Origin of the sequence: Streptomyces sp. NPDC101152 (genome assembly GCF_044768275.1) — a bacterium.
Lineage (GTDB): Bacteria > Actinomycetota > Actinomycetes > Streptomycetales > Streptomycetaceae > Streptomyces.
In genome coordinates this window covers 266,668-286,555 of record NZ_JBIWPO010000005.1, presented here as the reverse complement: position 1 = coordinate 286,555, position 19,888 = coordinate 266,668, and the positions used below count along the sequence as shown (strand labels likewise).

Here is a 19,888-nt window from a genome sequence, read left to right as displayed (position 1 = left end):
TTCACTTCACTTCTGGCGCGGCGAGTCGGGAACGGCGGTGGCCGTACCCGAAGTAGACCACGAGCCCGACGGCCATCCAGGCACCGAAGACGACCCAGGTGACGGCGGACAGGCTGCCCATCATCCACACGCAGAACCCGAAGCCGAGCGCGGGCAGCACCGGCGAGAGCGGGACGCGGAAAGTGCGGTGCATCCGCGGGCGGGTCCGGCGCAGTACGACGACGGCTATGTTGACCAGCGCGAAGGCGAAGAGCGTGCCGATGCTGGTGGCGTCGGCGAGCTGGCCGAGGGGGATCGCGGCGGCGAGGACACCGCAGAACAGGGACACGATGACGGTGTTGGCGCGGGGTGTGCCGGTCCTCGGGTGCACCTTGGAGAACACCTTGGGCACCAGGCCGTCGCGGGACATCGCGAACAGGATGCGGGTCTGGCCGTACAGGACGGTCAGCACGACGCTCGCGATGGCGATGACCGCGCAGGCGGCGAGCAGGGTGCCCCAGAACGTCTGCCCGGTGACCTCCCGCATGATCTGGGCGAGTGCCGCCTCGGAGTCGTTGAACCGCCGCCACGGCTTGGCGCCGACGGCCACGGCGGCGACGAGGACGTACAGCGCGGTGACGATGACGAGCGAGAGCATGATGGCGCGGGGCAGGTCGCGCTGGGCGTTCTTCGCCTCCTCTCCGGCCGTGGAGGCGGCGTCGAAGCCGATGTAGGAGAAGAACAGCGTGGCGCCGGCGGCGCTCACCCCGGCCATGCCCAGCGGCATGAAGTGCGCGTAGTTCCCGGACCGGAAGCCCTGGACGCCGATGGCGCAGAACAGCACCAGCGCGGCGATCTTCACGCACACCATGACGGTGTTGGCGCGGGCGGACTCCCGGGCGCCGCCCAGCAGGAAGGCCATGGCGAGCAGGACGACGATCAGCGCGGGCAGGTTGAAGATGCCGCCCTGGCCGGGCGGGGCGGACAGCGCGTCGGGGATGGTGACCCCGATCGTCCCGTGGAGCAGTTCGTTGAGGTACTCGCCCCAGCCGACGGCGACGGCGGCGACGGACACGCCGTACTCCAGCACCAGGCACCAGCCGCAGATCCAGGCGATCAGTTCGCCCATCGTTGCGTATGCGTACGAGTACGAAGAGCCCGAGACCGGGATGGTGCCGGCCAGCTCGGCGTAGGAGAGGGCGGAGAAGAGGGCGGTCAGGCCCGCGATCACGAAGGACAGGGTCACGGCCGGACCGGCCTTGGGGACGGCCTCCCCCAGCACCACGAAGATGCCGGTGCCGAGGGTGGCACCGATGCTGATCATCGTCAGCTGCCACAGTCCCAGGGAGCGCCGCAGGCTCCCTCCCTCACCCTGGCCGCCCTCCGCGACCAGGCGTTCCACCGGTTTGCGCCGCATGAGACGCGCACCGAGGCCCGGGGACGGCGGGGCCGACGGGGTGCGCTTGAACGGGGGTGCGCCTTGGTCCAGCACGCGCTGACTCCTTCGTCGCTGCGGTTCGGCCGGCGGGCACCGGCGGCGTCCCCGTGCGAACGGGGACCCACCGAGCGGGGTCCCCGCCACGCCATGTACAGCGCATGACCCTACGGGCCGGGCCTTCGCGGGCGAAATGCAGCAACCTTGCGCACCCATGCACGTTCGTTGCGTTCATCGGGGGCGGATGACCGTTCGTTGCGCACCGCCCCGCTGCTGCAGGTCAGTTCCAACTGGCGTGCAGGGGCTTGCCCTCCGCGTAGCCGGCCGCGCTCTGGATGCCGACGACCGCCTTCTCGGCGAACTCCTCCAGGGAGCCGGCTCCGGCGTAGGTGCAGGAGGAGCGGACGCCCGCGATGATCGAGTCGACCAGGTCCTCGACGCCGGGGCGGGCCGGGTCGAGGAACATGCGGGAGGTGGAGATGCCCTCCTCGAACAGCGCCTTGCGGGCCCGGTCGTACGCCGACTCGTCCGAGGTGCGGTTGCGGACGGCACGGGCCGAGGCCATGCCGAACGACTCCTTGTAGAGGCGGCCGCCCGCGTCCTGCTGCAGGTCGCCCGGCGACTCGTAGGTGCCGGCGAACCAGGAGCCGATCATCACGTTGGACGCGCCGGCGGCCAGCGCCATCGCCACGTCACGCGGGTGCCGGACACCGCCGTCGGCCCAGACGTGCTTGCCGTACTTGCGCGCCTCGGCGGCGCACTCCAGGACGGCCGAGAACTGGGGGCGGCCCACACCGGTCATCATGCGGGTGGTGCACATGGCGCCCGGGCCCACACCGACCTTGATGATGTCGGCGCCCGCCTCGATCAGGTCCCGCACGCCTTCCGCGGCGACGATGTTGCCGGCCACGATCGGGACGCGCGGGTCGAGGGCCCGTACCACCTTGATCGCGCCGATCATCGACTCCTGGTGACCGTGCGCCGTGTCGATGACGAGGGTGTCCACGCCCGCGTCGAGCAGTTGCTTCGCCTTGCCCGCGACATCGCCGTTGATGCCGACCGCGGCGGCGATGCGCAGACGGCCGTCGGCGTCGACGGCGGGGGTGTACAGGGTGGCGCGCAGGGCGCCCTTGCGGGTGAGGATGCCGGCGAGCCTGCCGTCCTCGTCGACGGCGGGGGCGTAGCGCCGGTTGGCCGCGTCGAGGCGGTTGAAGGCCTCACGCGGGTCGATGGCGGCGTCGAGCAGCAGCAGGTCCTTGGACATGACGACCTCGAGCTGCGTGAAGCGGTCCACGCCTGTGAGGTCCTGGTCGGTGACCACGCCGACCGGCCGGTGCCCCTCGTCGACGACGACCCCGGCGTTGTGCGCCCGCTTCGGCAGCAGGGCCAGCGCGTCGGCGACGGTCTGGTGGGGGCTGAGCACGATCGGGGTGTCGAGGACGAGGTGCCGGCTCTTGACCCAGGAGACGACGTCGGTGACGACCTCGATCGGGATGTCCTGCGGAATGACCACCAGGCCGCCGCGCCGGGCCATGGTCTCGGCCATCCGCCGCCCCGCGACGGCGGTCATGTTGGCGACGACCAGCGGGATCGTGGTACCCGTGCCGTCGGGGGAGGTGAGGTCCACACCCTGCCGCGAGCCGACCGCGCTGCGGCTCGGGACCATGAAGACGTCGTCGTACGTCAGGTCGTAGGGAACCGGGGATGACGCTACATACCGACCTGTGCTGGCCTCAAGGAAACGCATGGACCCACATTTTCACGCGAAAAGGCGCAGGTCACTGCCACGAAGACACAGCAGAGCGCCCTCGCGATCGGGTGATCCTCCAAAGGGGGAGGAGCTGCGAGGGCTGCCGTGCCGGGCAGGAGCCTGCCTTACGACAAAACGTTACCGGAGGACAGGGGTGACGGGCACGGCCGCCACCCGACGGCGTTCAGTCCGACGTGATCCCCAGCCGCTGCGCCAGTTCCTCCGCGCTCACGCCGTACGTCTCGCGGATCCGTATGCCCTCGGGGCCGACGTCGAAGACGCCGTGATCCGTGTAGACGCGGCTGACGCAGCCGAGGCCGGTGAGCGGGTAGGTGCACCGCGGCACGAGCTTGGGCTCACCGGAGCGGGTGAAGAGGGTCATCATCACGTAGACGTCCTTGGCGCCGATGGCGAGGTCCATGGCGCCGCCGACGGCGGGGATGTCGTCGTCCTTGCCGGTGTGCCAGTTGGCGAGGTCGCCGTTGAAGGCGACCTGGTAGGCGCCGAGGACGCAGACGTCGAGGTGCCCGCCGCGCATCATGGCGAAGGAGTCGGCGTGGTGGAAGTACGCCGCGCCCGGCAGCTCGGTCACCGGGACCTTGCCCGCGTTGGTGAGGTCGGGGTCGATCGCGTCGCCCTCGGCCTTCGGGCCCATGTTGAGCATGCCGTTCTCGGTGTGCAGCACCACCCCGGAGCCGTCCGGCAGATGGTCGGCGATCTTGGTGGGCTGCCCGATGCCGAGGTTGACGAAGGCACCGGCCGGGATGTCCCGGGCGATGACGGCGGCCAACTGGTCCATGGACAGACGCTGATCGGTGGGCGTGGTGGTCATCGTGCCCCCTGGACGGTGTACTGACGGGCCTCGACCTGGACGACCCGGTCGACGTAGATGGACGGGGTGACGACGGCCTCGGGGTCCAGTTGCCCGGGCTCGACGACCTGGCCGACCTGGACGATGGTCGTGGTCGCGGCCGTGGCCATGACCGGTCCGAAGTTGCGGGCCGTCTTGCGGTAGACCAGGTTTCCCAGGGTGTCCGCGGTGTGCGCGGCGATCAGCGCGTAGTCGCCCTTGATGGGGTACTCCAGCAGGTACGTGCGGCCGTCGATCTCCCGGACCTCCTTGCCCTCGGCCAGCGGGGTGCCGACGGCGGTCGGGCAGTAGAAGGCGCCGATGCCCGCGCCGGCCGCGCGCATCCGCTCGGCGAGGTTGCCCTGCGGGACCACCTCGAGTTCGATCTTCCCGGCGCGGTAGAGGCCGTCGAAGACCCAGGAGTCGGACTGGCGCGGGAAGGAGCACAGCACCTTGCGCACCCGGCCCGCGGCCAGCAGCGCGGCCAGCCCGACATCGCCGTTGCCGGCGTTGTTGGACACGATCGTCAGGTCCTTCGCACCCTGCCGGATGAGCGCGTCGATCAGGTCGAACGGCATTCCGGCCAGGCCGAACCCGCCGACGAGGACGGTGGAGCCGTCCTCGATCCCGGCGACCGCCGCGTCGGCGCTCTCCACGATCTCCGCCCGGCTCATCGGGCCGTCTCCGTGGCATCGCAGTTCTCGAGGACGACGGCCAGGCCCTGGCCGACCCCGATGCAGATCGCGGCGACGCCGTAGCGCTGCCGCGTCTCGCGCAGCACCTTGGCCAGCGTGGCGAGGATGCGGCCGCCCGAGGCGCCCAGCGGGTGGCCGATCGCGATGGCGCCGCCCTTCTGGTTGACGATGGCGGGGTCGATCTTCCACGCGTCGACGCAGGCGAGCGACTGCACGGCGAAGGCCTCGTTGAGCTCCACCGCGCCCACCTGGTCCCAGCCGATCCCGGCCCGGGCCAGCGCGCGGTTGGCGGCCTCGACCGGGGCGTAGCCGAAGGCCTGCGGCTCCAGCGCCATGACACCGCGCCCGGCGATGCGGGCGATCGGCTCCGTCCCGATGGTGGACGCGGCCCGCTCGCTGCCCAGCAGGACCGCGGAGGCGCCGTCGTTGAGCGGGCTGGCGTTGCCCGCGGTGATCGTGCCGCCCTGCTCGGGTGTGCGGAAGACCGGCTTGAGCCCCGCCAGCACCTCCGGGGTGGATCCGGCCCGGATGCCCTCGTCGCGGGTCAGGTCCACACCCTCGACCGGTACCACCAGGTCGTCGTAGAAGCCGGACTCCCAGGCGGCGTGGGCGAGCTGGTGGGAGCGGGCGGCGAACTCGTCCTGGCGCTCGCGGGAGATCCCGAAGCGTTCCCGGAGCTGCTCGTTGGACTCGCCGAGGCTGACCGTCCACTCCTTCGGCATGCGTGAGTTGACCAGCCGCCAGCCGAGCGTGGTCGAGACGGCGGTGACGTCACCGGCCGGGAAGGGCTTCGCCGACTTGGGCAGCACCCACGGCGCGCGCGTCATCGACTCCACGCCGCCGGTCAGCACCACCTCCGCGTCGCCGGACTCGATGGTCCGGCTGGCCGTCATCGCCGCGTCGAGGCTCGATCCGCACAGCCGGTTGACCGTGGTGCCGGGCACGCTCACCGGAAGCCTGGCGAGCAGCGCGGCCATGCGGCCGACGTTGCGGTTGTCCTCGCCGGCGCCGTTGGCGTTGCCCCACACCACGTCGCCGATCGCGGCGGGGTCGAGGCCCGGCACCCGGGCCAGCGTCGAGGTGATCGCGGTGGCGGCGAGGTCGTCGGGGCGTACTCCGGCCAGCGCGCCGTTGAAGCGGCCGAACGGCGTCCGGGTCGCGGCATAGATGAAAGCGCTCATGGCTGCGAGGCTAGTCACGGGCGGCGATATTCTGAAGTACGCATATCAGAGCCGATTGATAGGCAAGACATATGGATCTGCGTCATCTCCGGTACTTCGTCGCGGTGGCCGAGGAGCGGCACTTCGGCCGCGCCGCCGAGCGGCTCCACATGGCGCAGCCGCCGCTCTCCCAGCAGATCCGCCAGCTGGAGGCCGAGCTCGGCGTCGAGCTGCTGCACCGCACCACGCGGCGCGTCGACCTGACCGAGGCCGGCCGGGCCTACCTGGAGCGGGCGCGCGGGATCCTCGCCGACGTCGACGGGGCCGCCCAGCACGCGCGGCTCGTCGCGGCCGGCTCGGTGGGCCACCTCGCGCTCGGATGCGTGGGCTCGGCGACGTACAGCCTCCTGCCCGCGCTCTCGCGCCGGCTCACGGAGGAGCTGCCCGGCGTGGACTTCTCCTTCCGCGGGGAGATGCTCGCGCCCGACCAGGTCGAGGCGCTGCGCACCGGCGCGATCGACGTCGCGCTGCTGCGTCCGCCGGCGGCCGACCTCTCCCTCACCGTGCACACGCTGCGCCTGGACCGGCTCGTCGTGGCCGTACCGGTCGAGCACCCCCTCGCCCGACGGAAACGGCTGCGCGTCGCGGACCTCGCCGGCGCCGACCTGATCGTGCACTCGGCGGACCGCCGGTCGGTGATGTACGACGTCGTGCTGGGCCTGCTGCGCGACGCCGGCGTGGAGCCGCACATCCGGCACGAGGTCGGCGAGACGTCGACGCTGGTCACGCTGGTGGCGGGCGGTCTTGGCGTGGCCGTCGTACCGGAACCGGTGACCGCGCTGACGCTCGACGGTGTCACCTACCGCCCCCTGGTCGGGGCCGACGCACGCGTGGAATTGGCCGTCGCCCACCGCGCCGACCGAGCGGAACCGCACCTGATGCGCACGGTAGGGATCATCAGGGCGACGTTCTGAGGCAGCGATGGGGTGGCCGTCCACCGACGGGCATGTTCATTGGACGAACAGGTGAGCCCGGCGTCAGCTCCCGAGGGCGAGTGCCACCGTGAGCGCCGGTGTCCGGTCGGCGGCCTCGGCGAAGATCTCCTGGGCGGTCTCCCACTCCTCCGGGCGGGCCTCGGCGTACGGCCGCCATCCCCGTACGACGATCAGCAGCCCCCGCTCGACCGCTTCCTCGGGCCAGACGGTGTGGTCGGAGAGGCTGTCGGCGAGGGCGTCCCAGTTGCGCCCGAACCAGTCGGGCAGCTTCAGGGCGGCGGCGCAGCGGTCCATCAGGCCCGCCTTGTCCGTGACCCCGTCCAGGTCCAGCGTGACCGTCAGCTGTGTCATCTCCGTACCGCCCTGAACGACTTGTAGTGATCGTCGGTGTAGTAGATCTCGCCGCCCTGCCCGGTGATGATGCGCCGGGCCCCGCGGTCGCGCGAGCCCGGCGTCGGCACCGTGTACTCGTGGTAGTAGCCGCGCTGGTGCTTGGGCAGCAGCCCCTCGAAGTTGCCGAAGACGACACCGTCACGGGCGTACGGGAACGGGCCGCCCTTGTCGATGAGGGCGAGCGTCTGCCGTGCCTCGGCGGGGAGTTGGGACACGCGGACGGTGGCCGGGCCGTCCGTCGAGGACGGGTGCGCGGCGCTCGTGCCGGTCGAGGAGCAGGCCGTCAGCAGCGCGACGAGCAGGCAGACCAGCACACGGGGGCCGAACCGGAGCAACATGCGTCCGATGCTGCCACGGTTCACCCTCCGCCGACCGTCCGTCAGGGCCCGTCCGGGTCGGCCCGGTTGAGCGCCGGGCGCGGTGTCGGGCCGGCCGTCATCAGGACGTCCGCCGCCGAGGTGTCCGTCACCAGGCTGGTGACCAGCCCGGAGCGCAGCACCGCGTCGATGGCGGCCGCCTTGCGCGCCCCACCCGCGATCGCGACGACCTCGGGGATACGGCGCAGCTGGTCCGTCTTGACCGTGATGCACCGCTCCCCCAGGTCCCGTCCGACCCGGCGCCCCTCGGCGTCGAAGAGGTGTGCGGACATCTCGGCGGCCACGCCCAGGGAGGCGTAGTGCGCGCGCTCCTCGTCGCTGAGCATGTCGTGCACCGTGGAGATGCCCGGCTCCCAGGAGCCGATGGAGACGCAGGCGACGGTGACCTTGTCGAAGTACTCGAAGGCCCGGGCGATCCCGGTCTGGTTGCGCAGCGCGGCCGCGGTGGCCGCGTCGGGAAGCAGCATCGGAGCGTAGATCGGGTGGGCGTCCCCGCCGGAGACCTGGGCGGCCCGGCGCACGGCCTCCACGGAGCCGCGCTCGGCGGTCCCGGCGTCGTACACGCCCGTCAGCTGCACCACGGTGCACGGCGGCAGCCGGTCGAGGGCCGCAGCCATGTGGATGGTGGAGCGGCCCCAGGCGAGACCCAGCACGTCGCCCTCGTTGACGAGCTCGCCGAGCAGGTCGGCGGCCACCTCGCCGAGGTTCTCCGGGTCGGGTGACTCCTCGGCCTCGGCCGGGGACTCGACCACGACGGCGTGCCTGAGGCCGTAGCGGGCGCGCAGCGCGTCGGAGCGCTCGGCGTCCAGCTCGGCCGGGACGCGGATCTCGATGCGCACGAGATCCCGTTCGAGGGCCGTCTCCAGCACCCGGGCCACCTTGAAGCGGCTGACGCCGAACTCCTCCGCGATCTGGATCTTGGACTTGCCCTCGAGGTAGAAGCGACGGGCCATGGCCGCCGCCTGCACCAGCTCAGCGGGTCCCATCCGCACTGCTGACCGGCCCGCCGACATACCCGACACGGCGATCTCCTCACTGCTGTTCACACTCTGGACTCGCCGTTCATCCTTGCAGATTCGGCGTACTTGATCCGCCCCGATGGGCGCCGTTCACGTCTGTTCACCGACCTGTGGCTCAGTGGTCGCATGCCCAGGACGCCTTGGCGGCCGCTCCGCCCGCCTGGTCGCGCAGGGCACGGACCGCCGCGGCCGGGTCCTCGGCGCCGTACACCGCCGAGCCGGCGACGAAGACGTCCGCGCCGGCCTCCGCGCAGCGCTCGATGGTGTCGGCGGAGACCCCGCCGTCGACCTGGAGCCACAGGTCGAGGCCGTGCTTGCTGATCAACTCGCGCGTACGGCGGATCTTCGGGAGCATGATGTCCAGGAACGCCTGCCCGCCGAAGCCCGGCTCCACCGTCATGATCAGCAGCATGTCGAGCTCGGGGAGCAGGTCCTCGTACGGCTCGATGGGCGTCGCGGGCCGCAGCGCCATGGAGGCACGGGCGCCCTTGGCCCGGATCTCGCGGGCCAGCCGCACCGGAGCGGCGGCCGCCTCGACGTGGAAGGTGACGGAGGAGGCCCCCGCCTCCACGTACTGGGGCGCCCACCGATCGGGGGCCTCGATCATCAGATGGCAGTCCAGCGGGGTGTCCGTCGCACGGGCCAGGGACTCTACGACCGGCACACCGAGCGTGAGGTTCGGGACGAAATGGTTGTCCATGACGTCTACGTGGAGCCAGTCGGCTCCCTCGACCGCCTTCGCCTCGTCCGCGAGGCGGGCGAAGTCGGCGGACAGGATGCTGGGGTTGATCTGCACGGCCATGACCCAAGCCTGCCATGTCCGGGCACGTTTGTTCGCGCCGGTCCAGGTCTGAGCAGTTCATCGTATGGTGTGCGCGAGCGCACCGAGCCCCGCCCACGCGCCCGGGAGTCGTCATGAGGCAGCCGGAGATCTGGAAACGGAGCGCCATCCGATTCGTGTGCGGGCGGCGCTCGAAGTGGCTGATCGTGGTCCTGTGGCTGGTGGTCCTGGTGGTCGCCGCGCCGTTCGGCTCGAAGCTGAGCAGCGCCCAGGACAACGACGCCCAGTCCTGGCTGCCGGGCTCCGCCGAGTCCACCCAGGTCCTGGCCGCCTCCAAGCACTTCCGGCCGGAGCAGATCCCCGCCGTCGTCGTCTACGCCCGCGCGAGCGGGCTGACGGTCCAGGACCGGCGGCAGATCGCCCAGGACGCCGTGCAGCTCAGGACGCTGCACGCGCACGGCGTCCGGGGCGCGGAGACCCGAGGCCCGGTCTTCGACCGTGCGGTGGCGCCGAGCGCCGCCCAGATCTACGTGCCGATCACCATGGACGCGCGGGGCTGGCAGCGCATCGCGCCCGCCGTGGACTCGATCCGGGAACAGGTGGGCAGGGGCGGCGGCGGGCTCGCCGTGCACATCACCGGGCCGGGCGGCACGTCGGCGGACTTCTCGAAGGCCTTCGCGGGCATCGACTCGACGCTGTTGTTCTCGGCGATGGCCATCGTGGTCGTGATCCTGCTGTTCACCTACCGCAGTCCGACCCTGCTGTTCGTGCCGCTGCTAGGGGTGGTGGTCGCCCTGTTCACGGCGCAGGCCCTGATCTACCTGCTCGCCACGCACGCGGGCCTGACGGTCAACGGCCAGAGCGCCGGCATCCTGACGGTCCTCGTCTTCGGCGCGGGCACGGACTACGCACTGCTGCTGGTGGCCCGCTACCGGGAGGAGCTACGGCGCCACACGGACCGCCACGAGGCGATGGAGCGGGCCATGCACCGCGCCGGCCCGGCGGTCCTCGCGTCCGGCGCGACCGTGGTCCTGAGCATGCTGGTGCTGCTGGTCGCGGAGATGAACTCGACCCGGGGCCTCGGCCCGGTGGCGGGCATCGGCGTCCTGGTCGCGCTGCTGGCCATGCTCACCCTCTTCCCCGCGCTGCTGCTGGTCTTCGGCCGCTGGATCTTCTGGCCCGCGATCCCGCACCACGGCTCCGCCGATCCGACCGAGCACGGCGTCTGGGCCCGGACGGGCCGCCGTATCGCCCACCGTCCCCGCATGGTCTGGGGCATCACCGCCGCGGTGCTGGTCGCCCTGTCCATGGGCCTGTTCCAGCTGCGCGCGGCGGGCATCGCGAACGCGGACGCCTTCACCAGCACACCGGACTCGATCGTCGGCCAGCAGGTGTCGGCCCGGTACTTCCCGGCGGGCACCGGCGATCCGCTGGTGATCGTCACCGACAGGGCGCAGGCCGTCCAGGTGGGCCGTGCCGTCGCAGCGGACCGCGGGGTCGCGCCGCAGAGCATCGGCGTACCGCCCGGCACCGCGCCCGAGCACAACGGGCAGGTGCTGTTCGAGGCGACCATGCGCGCCCCCTCCGACAGCGACGCGGCCAAGGCGACCGTGCAGCGGGTACGGGACGCGGTGCACGCCGTGCCCGGCGCGCACGCCCGGGTCGGCGGCGGTACGGCCGCCCTGCTGGACATGGAGACCGCCCAGACCCACGACAACTACCTGGTCATCCCGCTGGTCCTGACGGTCGTCCTGCTGGTGCTCGGCGTCCTGCTGCGGGCGCTGGTGGCTCCGCTCCTGCTGATCGGGACCGTGTGCCTGTCGCTGGCGACCGCCCTGGGCATCAGCGCCCTCGCCTTCCGTCACGTCTTCGACTACGCCGGCGAGGACGTGTCCTTCCCCCTGTTCGTCTTCGTGTTCCTGGTGGCCCTCGGCATCGACTACAACATCTTCCTGACCACCCGCATCCGCGAGGAGGCCCTGCGCCAGGGCACCCGTCCCGGCGTGGTGACGGGCCTGGCGGCGACCGGCGCGGTGATCACCTCGGCGGGCCTGGTCCTCGCGGGCACCTTCGCCGCGCTGGGCACCCTGCCGATGGTGGGCTTCGCGGAGATCGGCTTCGCGGTGGCCCTGGGCGTCCTGCTGGACACGTTCGTGGTCCGGTCCGTGCTGGTCACCGCGCTCTTCCTGGACATCGGAAAGAAGGTGTGGTGGCCGCACCGCCTGGCCCACGAGGACGGGGAGGCGCTCGCGCGCGAGGCGGCCGGCGCGAGGGTCAGCCAGTCCTCCGAATGACCGCCAGGTACATGGCGTCGGTCCCGTGCAGATGCGGCCACAGCTGGACGTCGGGACCCTCGCCGAGGTCCGGCACACCCGGCAACAGGGGCCGGGCGTCGAGGAGTTCGGTCTGCGGGAACTGCTTGAGCAGGTCGTCCACCACGGCCCGGGTCTCGGCGAGGTGCGGAGAGCAGGTGGCGTAGCCGACGACTCCTCCGACCCGGACGCCCTCCAGGGCGCTCTTCAACAGGCCCCGCTGGAGCGGCGCGAACCCGTCCAGGTCCTCGGGGCGGCGCCGCCAGCGCGCCTCGGGCCGCCGGCGCAGCGCGCCGAGCCCGGTGCAGGGCACGTCCACCAGGACCCGGTCGAAGGAGCCGGGCCGCCACGGCGGGCGGGTGCCGTCGGCGGCGATGACCTGGTAGGGACCGGGGTTGCCATGCAGCGCCTTGGCCACCAGACCGGCCCGGTGCGGCTGCTTCTCGGAGGCGAGCAGGACGGCACCGCGTTCGGCGGCGAGCGCGCCGAGCAGCGCGGCCTTGCCGCCGGGTCCGGCGCACCCGTCGAGCCACTTCTCGTCCGGCCCGTCGAGGTGCGCGTTGGCCAGGGCGATGGCGACGAGCTGGCTGCCCTCGTCCTGCACGCCGGCCCGCCCCTCCCGCACGGCCTCGATGGCCCCGGGCTCGCCGCCCTCGGCCAGCCGCACGGCGTACGGCGACCAGCGCCCCGCGACGGCCGCCTCCTCGCCGAGCAGTTCCTCGGTGGTGGCGCGACCGGGACGCGCCACGAGCGTCACCTCGGGCCGTTCGTTGTCGGCGGCCAGCAACGCCTCGATGCCGGCCCGCCCGCCGCCGAGCGAGTCCCACAGCGCGGAGACGACCCAGCGCGGGTGCGAGTGCACGACGGCGAGATGGTCCTCGGGATCGTCGTCGTAAGGCGGCGCGACCTTTGCCAGCCACCCGTCGAGATCGTCCTGTGCGACCTTGCGGAGCACGGCGTTGACGAACTTGGCCCGCCCGTCACCGAGGACGACCCGGGCGAGCTCCACGGAGGCGGACACCGCCGCGTGACTGGGGATGCGCGTCCCGAGCAACTGGTGCACACCGAGGCTCAGCACGTCGAGCACCGGCGGGTCGACCTCGCGCAACGGCCGGTCGACACAGGCGGCGACGATCGCGTCGTACGTCCCCTGCCGACGCAGCGTCCCGTACACCAGCTCGGTCGCCAGCGCCGCGTCCCGCCCGTCGAAGTCGCCCTTCTCCCGCGCCTTCCTGAGCAGCGGCGGCAGGACTAGGTTGGCGTAGGCGTCCCGTTCGTCCACGGCCCTCAGCGCCTCGAAGGCGAGGATGCGGACGGGGTCCTTCTTGGGCCGGCGGTAGGGCTTGCCGGGTCGACGTTGCTGGTCGCTCACGAAAAAGGTGCTCCGGATGTGGGATCAGGGGATACGCCCCAAGCGTACGTTCTCCCTACTGACCGAGACTCTCCCCGTCGGAGATCCGCACCCCGCGCGCCCAGTCGGCCGCCCGCATCGGCTTCTTGCCCTGGGCCTGCACCCACAGCAGCTCCACGGCGTACGAACCGGTGCCGACGTGGACGCTGTTCTTGCCGACGGCGAGCTGCCCCGGAGTGAGGTCGGTGCGGTCGGGGACGGGCGTGGCCTGGATGAGCTTCAAGCGTTCACCGCGGAAGGTGGTCCAGGCGCCGGGGGCGGGGGTGCAGCCGCGCACGACCCGGTCGACCCTCAGCGCCGGTGCGGCCCAGTCGATCCGCGCGTCCTCGACGGTGATCTTCGGCGCGAGGCTGATGCCCTCGGCGGGCTGCGGTAGCGCCTTCAGGGTGCCGTCCTCGATGCCGTCCATGGTCGCGGCGAGCAGCCCGGCGCCTGCGAAGGCGAGGCGGGTGAGCAGGTCGCCGCTGGTGTCGGTGGACCGGATCTCCTCGGTGACGGTGCCGTAGACGGGCCCGGAGTCGAGCCCTTCCTCGATGAGGAAGGTCGACGCCCCGGTGATCTCGTCCCCCGCCATGATCGAGTGCTGCACCGGAGCTGCCCCGCGCCAGGCCGGCAGCAGCGAGAAGTGCAGGTTGACCCAGCCATGGACCGGGACGTCGAGGGCGACGCGCGGCAGCAGCGCCCCGTAGGCGACGACCGGGCAGCAGTCGGGCGCGATCTCCCGCAGGCGCTCCAGGAACTCCGGGTCCCGCGGCTTGACCGGCTTCAGCACCTCGATGCCGGCCTCCTCCGCCCGCTGCGCCACGGGGGACGCGACCAGTCGGCGCCCGCGCCCCGCCGGCGCGTCCGGCCGCGTGACGACGGCGGCCACCTCGTGCCGCCCGGAGGCGATCAGAGCGTCCAGAGCGGGTACGGCGACCTCGGGGGTCCCGGCGAAGACGAGCTTCATGGGTGGGTGCGGGCCTCTCGGGCGGGGACGGTTGCGGGCGACGCACAAGTCTATGACCACCATGGGAAAGCCGCCGCCGGGGTCGCGCCGTCCGGCGTCAGCGCCGCACACCCTCCTTCACGGGGCGCACGCTTATGCCCACACGCCCCCCGTGCGTGACCAGCGGACCGAATACGCGTTGGTCAAGAAAGAGTTGACCCCAAGGGCCGCATTCGTGCTGCCCGATCCTTTTCACGCCGGTTCGAGAGGCTTGTTCATGGCCGACCACGCAACCCACGACGCCCAGGCTCGGGCCAGCCTGCACTTGCTGGTGCGGGACATCGAGCGGGTCCGCCGGCAGGTGGACGCACTGCGCACGCTCACCGCCCAGTTGGGCAACGTCTACCGCCCGCGCCGCTCCGGCCCGTCCACGGGCTTCGTCGTCTACGGACGCGCCCCCGCCCCGACGGTCCGTCTCGCGCAGGAACTCCGGGACAGTGTCGAGACCCTGGTCACGGCCGCGGTCGACTTCGACCGTTCCCTCGGCTTCTCCTGGGACGCGGTGGGTTCCGCGCTGGGCGTCACCAAGCAGGCGGTCCACCGCCGTTACGGCGCCCGCCGCAACGCGGCCCAGGCGGCGGCCGAGGCCGAGCGCACGAGCGAGCCGTCGGGCACCCGGACGGTCAACGTCACCACCGGGCTCCCCACGGTGCCGACGGTCCCCGCGGCCCGCTCGATGCCGACCCAGCCGACGGCGGGCAGCCCCGTCCTGCGCGACGAGGTCAGGCCGACGGCCTTCCCCGGCCCGCGCAACGGCTGAGCCACCCTTCTCCCCTGCCCTCCCGGCACGTACCCGGGAGGGCAGACGCATGTCGAACAACCGCCGGTCCGTGGGCCGGAGATCACCCGATGTCCGGCGGATCGATCCGCACCCGGACGACCGCCTCCCCCGCCCCCCGGGCCATCCGTGCCGCCTGCGCTGCCTTCAACGCCGAGGCCAAGGCTGCGCCGCTCCCCGGCGGCACCCGTACCAGTGCCCGCTCCCAGTGCTCCCCGGGCGGCGGCGCCCCCGTCCGCCGGGGTCGCCCGGCCTGCGTCGCCGGCACCGGAACCGGCCCCAGCACCTCGGCGTCCCGCGGCAGAGCGACCGTGCGCAGGAACTCGGCGACCGCCTGCGGCTCCCCGGACACCGCGGCCATCCGGGACACCGGCGGAAAGCCCAGCTCGGCGCGCTCGGCCAGCTCCCGTACCGCGTGCCCCACCGGGTCCCACCGCACCAGCGCCTGCACGGGCCGCAGGGTCGGCTCGGCGACGGCGACGACCGTGCCCCCGGCGCCCTGCGGCCGGACCAGCGCGGCGGCCGCGATCCAGCGCCGCAGCGCGTCCTCGCCGGCCCGCAGATCGGGCCGCCCGAGCATGGCCCAGCCGTCCAGGAGCAGCGCCGCCGCGTACCCGCCCTCGGCGACGGGTTCGGCCCCCGGGGTGCTCACGACGAGCGCGGGCGCACCCGGCACCGTGTCCAGCACATGCTCACGTCCCGAGGTCCGCACCGGTACGGCCGGAAACGCGCGCCCCAGCTCCTCGGCGGTACGCCGGGCCCCCACGACCTGGGCCCGGAGCCGGAAGCCACCGCACTCCGGGCAGTGCCAGCCGCTCTCCTCGCGCCCGCACCAGCCGCACCGCAACGCTCCGCCGTCCTGCCCCTCCAGTGGCCCCGAGCAGTGCCGGCAGCGCGCGGGCGCCCGGCAGTTGGCGCAGGCCATCCGCGGCACGTACCCGCGCCGGGGCACCTGCACGAGCACCGGTCCGTGGCGCAGTCCGTCCCTGACGACCTGCCAGGCGAGGGTCGGCAGCCGGGCGGCCCGGGCGGCCTCGTCGCGTGCGAGATCGCCGTCCCCCACCGTCCGCACGAGCGGCGCGAGGGCCCGCACCTGCTCCCGCGGCGCGACCAGCGGCCGGGCCCAGCCGCTCCCGACGAGCTGCGCGGCCTCCACGGTGCAGCTCCAACCGCCCAGGAGGAAAGCGCACTTGTCCTGTGCCGCCCGCAGCAGCAGTACCTCCCGGGCATGCGGCTGCGGCGCGTGCTGCTCACTGTGGCTGTCGTCCCCGTCGTCCCAGATGACGACGAGCCCCAGGTCCGAAACGGGCGCGAACATGGCGGCTCGGGTCCCGACGACGGCCCGTACGGCCCCGCGCCGCACGGCCAGCCACTCCCGGTACCGCTTCTCGGGCCCCGCGTCGGCGGTGAGCACGGCGTGCCGCCCCTCCCCCAGCAGGGACGTCAGCGCCGCGTCGACCCGGGCGACCGCCCGCCCGTCCGGCACGACGACCAGCGCGCCCCGCCCGGAGGCCAGCGTGGCGGCCACCGCGCGCGCGATCTCCTCGCCCCACCCGGGCCCGGGCAGAGCGTTCCACACGGCACGCGGCCCACCCCCCGACGCCAGCGCCTCGAGAAACGCGGCCCCCTGCTCGTACCGCGCCCAGGAACCCGCCTCCGGACGCTGCGGCGGCGGCAGCGGCTTCGGCGAAGGCCGCTGCTCGGCCCGCGCGCTGCGCGGCGGAACGGCGAGCTGCAGCACATCGGCGAGGCTCCCGGCGTACCGGTCGGCGACGGACCGGGCCAGCCCCAGCAGTTCCTCGCTCAGCACCCGCTCCGGCGACACGACCTGGGCGAGTGCGGCCAGCGGCCCGGAGTAGTCGGACTCGGCCAGTCGCTCGACGAGGAACCCGTCGATCAGCCCGCCTCCCTCGCGCCGCCCCTCCCGCACCCGGTGCCGCCCGGCCCCGAACCGCACCCGCACCCGCACCCCCGGCTGCGCGTCCGCGTCCAGTTCCTGGGGCACGGCGTAGTCGAAGTACCGGTCGAGGTGCAGCACCCCCTTGTCGACGAGTACCCGGGCGACCGGCAGCTCCTTGGCCAGCGCGGCCCCCCGCCAGGTGCGCGGCTTGGCCCGGGGCACGTCCGCCTTGCGCACGCTCTCCCGAATGAGCGCAAGCTGCTCGGCCGAAGCGCCTTCCGCCCCGCCGCCCGACCGCCCGTTCTCGCTGCTCACCCTTGCATTCTTACCAAACGGCACTGACACCGGGACATGGCGAGGCCCGGCCCCCCGAAGGGAACCGGGCCTCGCCGGGTGCCGTAGGTCCTACAGGCCCGCGGCCTTGCGCAGGGCGTCGACGCGGTCCGTCTTCTCCCAGGTGAAGTCGGGGAGTTCACGGCCGAAGTGGCCGTAGGCGGCGGTCTGGGCGTAGATCGGGCGCAGCAGGTCGAGGTCGCGGATGATGGCGGCCGGGCGGAGGTCGAAGACCTCGTCGATCGCCTTCTCGATCTTCTCGTGGTCGATCTTCGCGGTGCCGAAGGTCTCGACGAACAGGCCGACCGGCTCGGCCTTGCCGATCGCGTACGCGACCTGCACCTCGCAGCGGGAGGCGAGGCCCGCGGCGACGACGTTCTTCGCCACCCAGCGCATCGCGTACGCGGCGGAGCGGTCCACCTTGGACGGGTCCTTGCCGGAGAAGGCGCCGCCGCCGTGGCGGGCGAAACCGCCGTAGGTGTCGATGATGATCTTGCGGCCGGTCAGGCCGGCGTCGCCCATCGGGCCGCCGATCTCGAAACGACCGGTCGGGTTGACCAGGAGACGGTAGTTCTCCGTGTCGAGCTTGATGCCCTCGTCCAGGAGCGCCTTGAGCTCCGGTTCCACGACGAACTCGCGGACGTCGGGGGCGAGCAGGGAGTCCAGGTCGATGTCGCTCGCGTGCTGCGAGGAGACGACGACCGTGTCGAGGCGGACGGCCTTGTCGCCGTCGTACTCGATGGTGACCTGCGTCTTGCCGTCCGGGCGCAGGTAGGGGATGGTGCCGTTCTTGCGGACCTCGGACAGGCGCTTGGCCAGCCGGTGCGCCAGGAAGATCGGCAGCGGCATCAGGGTGGGCGTCTCGTCGGACGCGTAGCCGAACATCAGGCCCTGGTCGCCGGCGCCCTGGCGGTCCAGCTCGTCCTCGTCGCCCTCGACCCGGGACTCGTAGGCCGTGTCGACGCCCTGCGCGATGTCCGGGGACTGCGCGCCGATCGACACCGAGACGCCGCAGGAGGCGCCGTCGAAGCCCTTCTTGGAGGAGTCGTAGCCGATCTCGAGGATCTTGCCGCGGACGAGGGTCGCGATGTCCGCGTAGGTCTTGGTGGTGACCTCTCCGGCCACGTGCACCAGGCCGGTGGTGATCAGCGTCTCGACGGCGACCCGGGACGTCGGGTCCTCCTTGAGCAGCGCGTCGAGAATGGTGTCGCTGATCTGGTCAGCGATCTTGTCGGGGTGACCCTCGGTCACGGACTCCGAGGTGAACAGGCGACGGGACACAACGCTCCCTGGGGTTGCAGCGGCTGCTGGCTGATCATGGGCGGACGGGCTCGGGGGCTGCGCCCGGCACCGTCCGAGAACAGTTTATCGGTCGCGTTCGGTCGACCGCCCCCCTGTCTCGTCACTCGGGAGGGCTGTGACCTGCGGCACGCGCATTCTGCCCAATGACCTGCCGCCTTGGCCAGGGCCGCCACACCTCTGTGGCAGAGGTTTGAGGGGACTGAGAAACGAATGAAACATTCAGCCCAGCCGTTCCACCACCAGATCCCACACCCTTTCGGCCAGATGGTCCTTCGGGCCGTGCGGTACGGGGGTCTCGCTGCCGTCGGCGCCCAGCACCACCGCCTCGTTCTCCTCGGAGCCGAAGGTCCTGCGCTCCCCGACCTCGTTCACCACCAGCAGGTCGCAGCCCTTGCGCCGCAGTTTGGCGCGGCCGTTGGCGAGGACGTCGTCGGTCTCGGCGGCGAAGCCGACGATCAGCTGTCCGGAGCGGGCGCGATCGGTGGAGATCTCCGCGAGGATGTCCGGATTCCGCACCAGCACGATGGGGTCGGGGTTCTGGTCGTCCTTCTTCTTGATCTTCCCGGCCGCGTAGCTCGCCGGCCGGAAGTCGGCGACGGCGGCCGCCATGACGACGGCGTCGGCCTCCGACGCCGCCTTGAGCACCGCCTCGCGGAGCTGCACGGCCGTGCCCACCTGGACGACGTCGACGCCCGCCGGGTCGGGCAGACCGGTGTTGGCGGCGATCAGGGTGACGCGGGCGCCCCGCGCGGCGGCGGTGCGGGCGAGGGCGTAGCCCTGCTTGCCGGAGGAGCGGTTGCCGAGGAAGCGGACCGGGTCGAGGGGCTCGCGGGTGCCGCCGGCGCTGACGACGACGTGCCGGCCGACGAGGTCGGGCCGCGTCACGCCCCGGGCGAGGACGCGACGGCAGACCTCGAAGATCTCGGCGGGGTCGGGCAGCCGGCCCTTGCCGGTGTCGACGCCGGTGAGACGGCCGACCGCGGGCTCGACGACGACGGCGCCGCGGGCGCGCAGCGTCGCCACGTTCTCCTGGGTGGCCGGGTGCTCCCACATCTCGGTGTGCATCGCGGGCGCGAAGACGACCGGACAGCGGGCCGTGAGGAGCGTGTTGGTCAGCAGGTCGTCGGCGAGGCCGTGAGCGGCCTTGGCCAGCAGGTCCGCGGTCGCCGGGGCGACGACGACCAGGTCGGCGTGCTGCCCGATCCGGACGTGCGGCACCTCGTGGACGTCGTCCCAGACCTCGGTGGAGACGGGGTTGCCGGAGAGCGCGGACCAGGTGGCGGCGCCGACGAAGTGCAGCGCGGAGGCCGTCGGCACCACGCGGACGTCGTGGCCCGACTCGGTCAGTCTGCGCAGCAGCTCGCAGGCCTTGTACGCGGCGATGCCGCCGCTGACCCCCAGCACGACCTTCGGCTTGTCCACCGTCTCTC

The 19,888-nt window shown here is 72.5% G+C and carries 17 protein-coding genes; 3 read left to right on the top strand and 14 right to left on the bottom strand.

Annotated features, from left to right (window positions below):
- Window position 1: 1 nt before the first annotated feature.
- The 5 genes from ACIRVK_RS09400 to ACIRVK_RS09380 all read right to left on the bottom strand — a co-directional run bounded on the left by ACIRVK_RS09400 (window position 2) and on the right by ACIRVK_RS09380 (window position 5,890).
- Window positions 2-1,471, bottom strand: coding sequence for an amino acid permease (locus tag ACIRVK_RS09400; protein ID WP_404244843.1), 1,470 nt, complete (start codon window positions 1,469-1,471; stop codon window positions 2-4).
- Between the two features lie 223 nt (window positions 1,472-1,694).
- Complete coding sequence (locus ACIRVK_RS09395; RefSeq protein ID WP_404244842.1) at window positions 1,695-3,161, bottom strand: GuaB1 family IMP dehydrogenase-related protein; 1,467 nt, start codon at window positions 3,159-3,161, stop codon at window positions 1,695-1,697.
- A gap of 187 nt (window positions 3,162-3,348) precedes the next feature.
- A complete protein-coding gene (locus tag ACIRVK_RS09390; RefSeq protein WP_404244841.1) occupies window positions 3,349-3,996 on the bottom strand; it encodes a 3-oxoacid CoA-transferase subunit B in 648 nt (215 codons plus the stop codon).
- Window positions 3,993-4,688: a 3-oxoacid CoA-transferase subunit A gene (locus ACIRVK_RS09385; RefSeq protein WP_404244840.1), complete on the bottom strand. Its 696-nt coding sequence runs from the start codon at window positions 4,686-4,688 to the stop codon at window positions 3,993-3,995. Before ACIRVK_RS09385 ends, ACIRVK_RS09390 begins: the two co-directional genes overlap by 4 nt.
- Window positions 4,685-5,890: a thiolase family protein gene (locus tag ACIRVK_RS09380; protein ID WP_404244839.1), complete on the bottom strand. Its 1,206-nt coding sequence runs from the start codon at window positions 5,888-5,890 to the stop codon at window positions 4,685-4,687. The genes ACIRVK_RS09385 and ACIRVK_RS09380 overlap by 4 nt, the downstream gene beginning before the upstream one ends.
- Before the next feature lie 71 nt (window positions 5,891-5,961).
- Here ACIRVK_RS09380 and ACIRVK_RS09375 point away from each other — a divergent pair, with 71 nt between their 5' ends.
- The gene (locus ACIRVK_RS09375) at window positions 5,962-6,843 is read left to right on the top strand and encodes a LysR substrate-binding domain-containing protein (RefSeq protein WP_404244838.1); all 882 of its coding nucleotides are present in this window, start codon (window positions 5,962-5,964) and stop codon (window positions 6,841-6,843) included.
- A 63-nt stretch (window positions 6,844-6,906) separates the two neighbouring features.
- Here the strand turns inward: ACIRVK_RS09375 and ACIRVK_RS09370 are convergent, their stop codons facing one another.
- From ACIRVK_RS09370 to rpe, 4 genes are all read right to left on the bottom strand, one after another.
- Complete coding sequence (locus ACIRVK_RS09370; protein ID WP_404244837.1) at window positions 6,907-7,215, bottom strand: barstar family protein; 309 nt, start codon at window positions 7,213-7,215, stop codon at window positions 6,907-6,909.
- On the bottom strand, window positions 7,212-7,595 hold the full coding sequence (locus ACIRVK_RS09365; RefSeq protein WP_404244836.1) for a ribonuclease domain-containing protein: 384 nt from the start codon (window positions 7,593-7,595) through the stop codon (window positions 7,212-7,214). Before ACIRVK_RS09365 ends, ACIRVK_RS09370 begins: the two co-directional genes overlap by 4 nt.
- A gap of 41 nt (window positions 7,596-7,636) precedes the next feature.
- The gene (locus tag ACIRVK_RS09360) at window positions 7,637-8,680 is read right to left on the bottom strand and encodes a sugar-binding transcriptional regulator (protein ID WP_404244835.1); all 1,044 of its coding nucleotides are present in this window, start codon (window positions 8,678-8,680) and stop codon (window positions 7,637-7,639) included.
- Between the two features lie 88 nt (window positions 8,681-8,768).
- Window positions 8,769-9,455 (bottom strand): ribulose-phosphate 3-epimerase, encoded by a 687-nt coding sequence (gene rpe / locus ACIRVK_RS09355; RefSeq protein WP_404244834.1) that lies wholly within the window; start codon window positions 9,453-9,455, stop codon window positions 8,769-8,771.
- Between the two features lie 113 nt (window positions 9,456-9,568).
- On the opposite strand from rpe, the gene ACIRVK_RS09350 reads away from it, so the two are divergent.
- Window positions 9,569-11,728, top strand: coding sequence for an MMPL family transporter (locus ACIRVK_RS09350; RefSeq protein WP_404244833.1), 2,160 nt, complete (start codon window positions 9,569-9,571; stop codon window positions 11,726-11,728).
- Here the strand turns inward: ACIRVK_RS09350 and ACIRVK_RS09345 are convergent.
- On the bottom strand, window positions 11,709-13,118 hold the full coding sequence (locus ACIRVK_RS09345) for an RsmB/NOP family class I SAM-dependent RNA methyltransferase (RefSeq protein WP_404244832.1): 1,410 nt from the start codon (window positions 13,116-13,118) through the stop codon (window positions 11,709-11,711). The genes ACIRVK_RS09350 and ACIRVK_RS09345 overlap by 20 nt on opposite strands.
- Window positions 13,119-13,173: 55 nt before the next feature.
- Entirely contained in the window at window positions 13,174-14,106 is a 933-nt protein-coding gene (fmt, locus tag ACIRVK_RS09340; protein WP_404244831.1) for a methionyl-tRNA formyltransferase, read from the bottom strand.
- A 256-nt stretch (window positions 14,107-14,362) separates the two neighbouring features.
- On the opposite strand from fmt, the gene ACIRVK_RS09335 reads away from it, so the two are divergent.
- On the top strand, window positions 14,363-14,905 hold the full coding sequence (locus tag ACIRVK_RS09335) for a hypothetical protein (protein WP_404244830.1): 543 nt from the start codon (window positions 14,363-14,365) through the stop codon (window positions 14,903-14,905).
- Window positions 14,906-14,987: 82 nt separating this feature from the next.
- Here the strand turns inward: ACIRVK_RS09335 and ACIRVK_RS09330 are convergent, their stop codons facing one another.
- The 3 genes from ACIRVK_RS09330 to coaBC form a co-directional block, all read right to left on the bottom strand.
- Window positions 14,988-17,138, bottom strand: a complete 2,151-nt coding sequence (locus tag ACIRVK_RS09330; protein WP_404244829.1) for a primosomal protein N' — start codon at window positions 17,136-17,138, stop codon at window positions 14,988-14,990.
- Window positions 17,139-17,228: 90 nt separating this feature from the next.
- Window positions 17,229-18,437: a methionine adenosyltransferase gene (gene metK, locus ACIRVK_RS09325; RefSeq protein WP_404244828.1), complete on the bottom strand. Its 1,209-nt coding sequence runs from the start codon at window positions 18,435-18,437 to the stop codon at window positions 17,229-17,231.
- 240 nt (window positions 18,438-18,677) lie between these two features.
- Window positions 18,678-19,880 (bottom strand): bifunctional phosphopantothenoylcysteine decarboxylase/phosphopantothenate--cysteine ligase CoaBC, encoded by a 1,203-nt coding sequence (gene coaBC, locus ACIRVK_RS09320; protein ID WP_404244827.1) that lies wholly within the window; start codon window positions 19,878-19,880, stop codon window positions 18,678-18,680.
- Window positions 19,881-19,888: the final 8 nt, after the last annotated feature.

Bases quoted from the DNA above. Each gene is read 5' to 3' on its own strand.
- ACIRVK_RS09395 (WP_404244842.1), bottom strand. From the start codon at position 3,161: ATGCGTTTCCTTGAGGCCAGCACAGGTCGGTATGTAGCGTCATCCCCG.
- ACIRVK_RS09390 (WP_404244841.1), bottom strand. From the start codon at position 3,996: ATGACCACCACGCCCACCGATCAGCGTCTGTCCATGGACCAGTTGGCC.
- ACIRVK_RS09385 (WP_404244840.1), bottom strand. From the start codon at position 4,688: ATGAGCCGGGCGGAGATCGTGGAGAGCGCCGACGCGGCGGTCGCCGGG.
- ACIRVK_RS09380 (WP_404244839.1), bottom strand. From the start codon at position 5,890: ATGAGCGCTTTCATCTATGCCGCGACCCGGACGCCGTTCGGCCGCTTC.
- ACIRVK_RS09375 (WP_404244838.1), top strand. From the start codon at position 5,962: ATGGATCTGCGTCATCTCCGGTACTTCGTCGCGGTGGCCGAGGAGCGG.
- ACIRVK_RS09370 (WP_404244837.1), bottom strand. From the start codon at position 7,215: ATGACACAGCTGACGGTCACGCTGGACCTGGACGGGGTCACGGACAAG.
- ACIRVK_RS09365 (WP_404244836.1), bottom strand. From the start codon at position 7,595: ATGTTGCTCCGGTTCGGCCCCCGTGTGCTGGTCTGCCTGCTCGTCGCG.
- rpe (WP_404244834.1), bottom strand. From the start codon at position 9,455: ATGGCCGTGCAGATCAACCCCAGCATCCTGTCCGCCGACTTCGCCCGC.
- ACIRVK_RS09350 (WP_404244833.1), top strand. From the start codon at position 9,569: ATGAGGCAGCCGGAGATCTGGAAACGGAGCGCCATCCGATTCGTGTGC.
- fmt (WP_404244831.1), bottom strand. From the start codon at position 14,106: ATGAAGCTCGTCTTCGCCGGGACCCCCGAGGTCGCCGTACCCGCTCTG.
- ACIRVK_RS09335 (WP_404244830.1), top strand. From the start codon at position 14,363: ATGGCCGACCACGCAACCCACGACGCCCAGGCTCGGGCCAGCCTGCAC.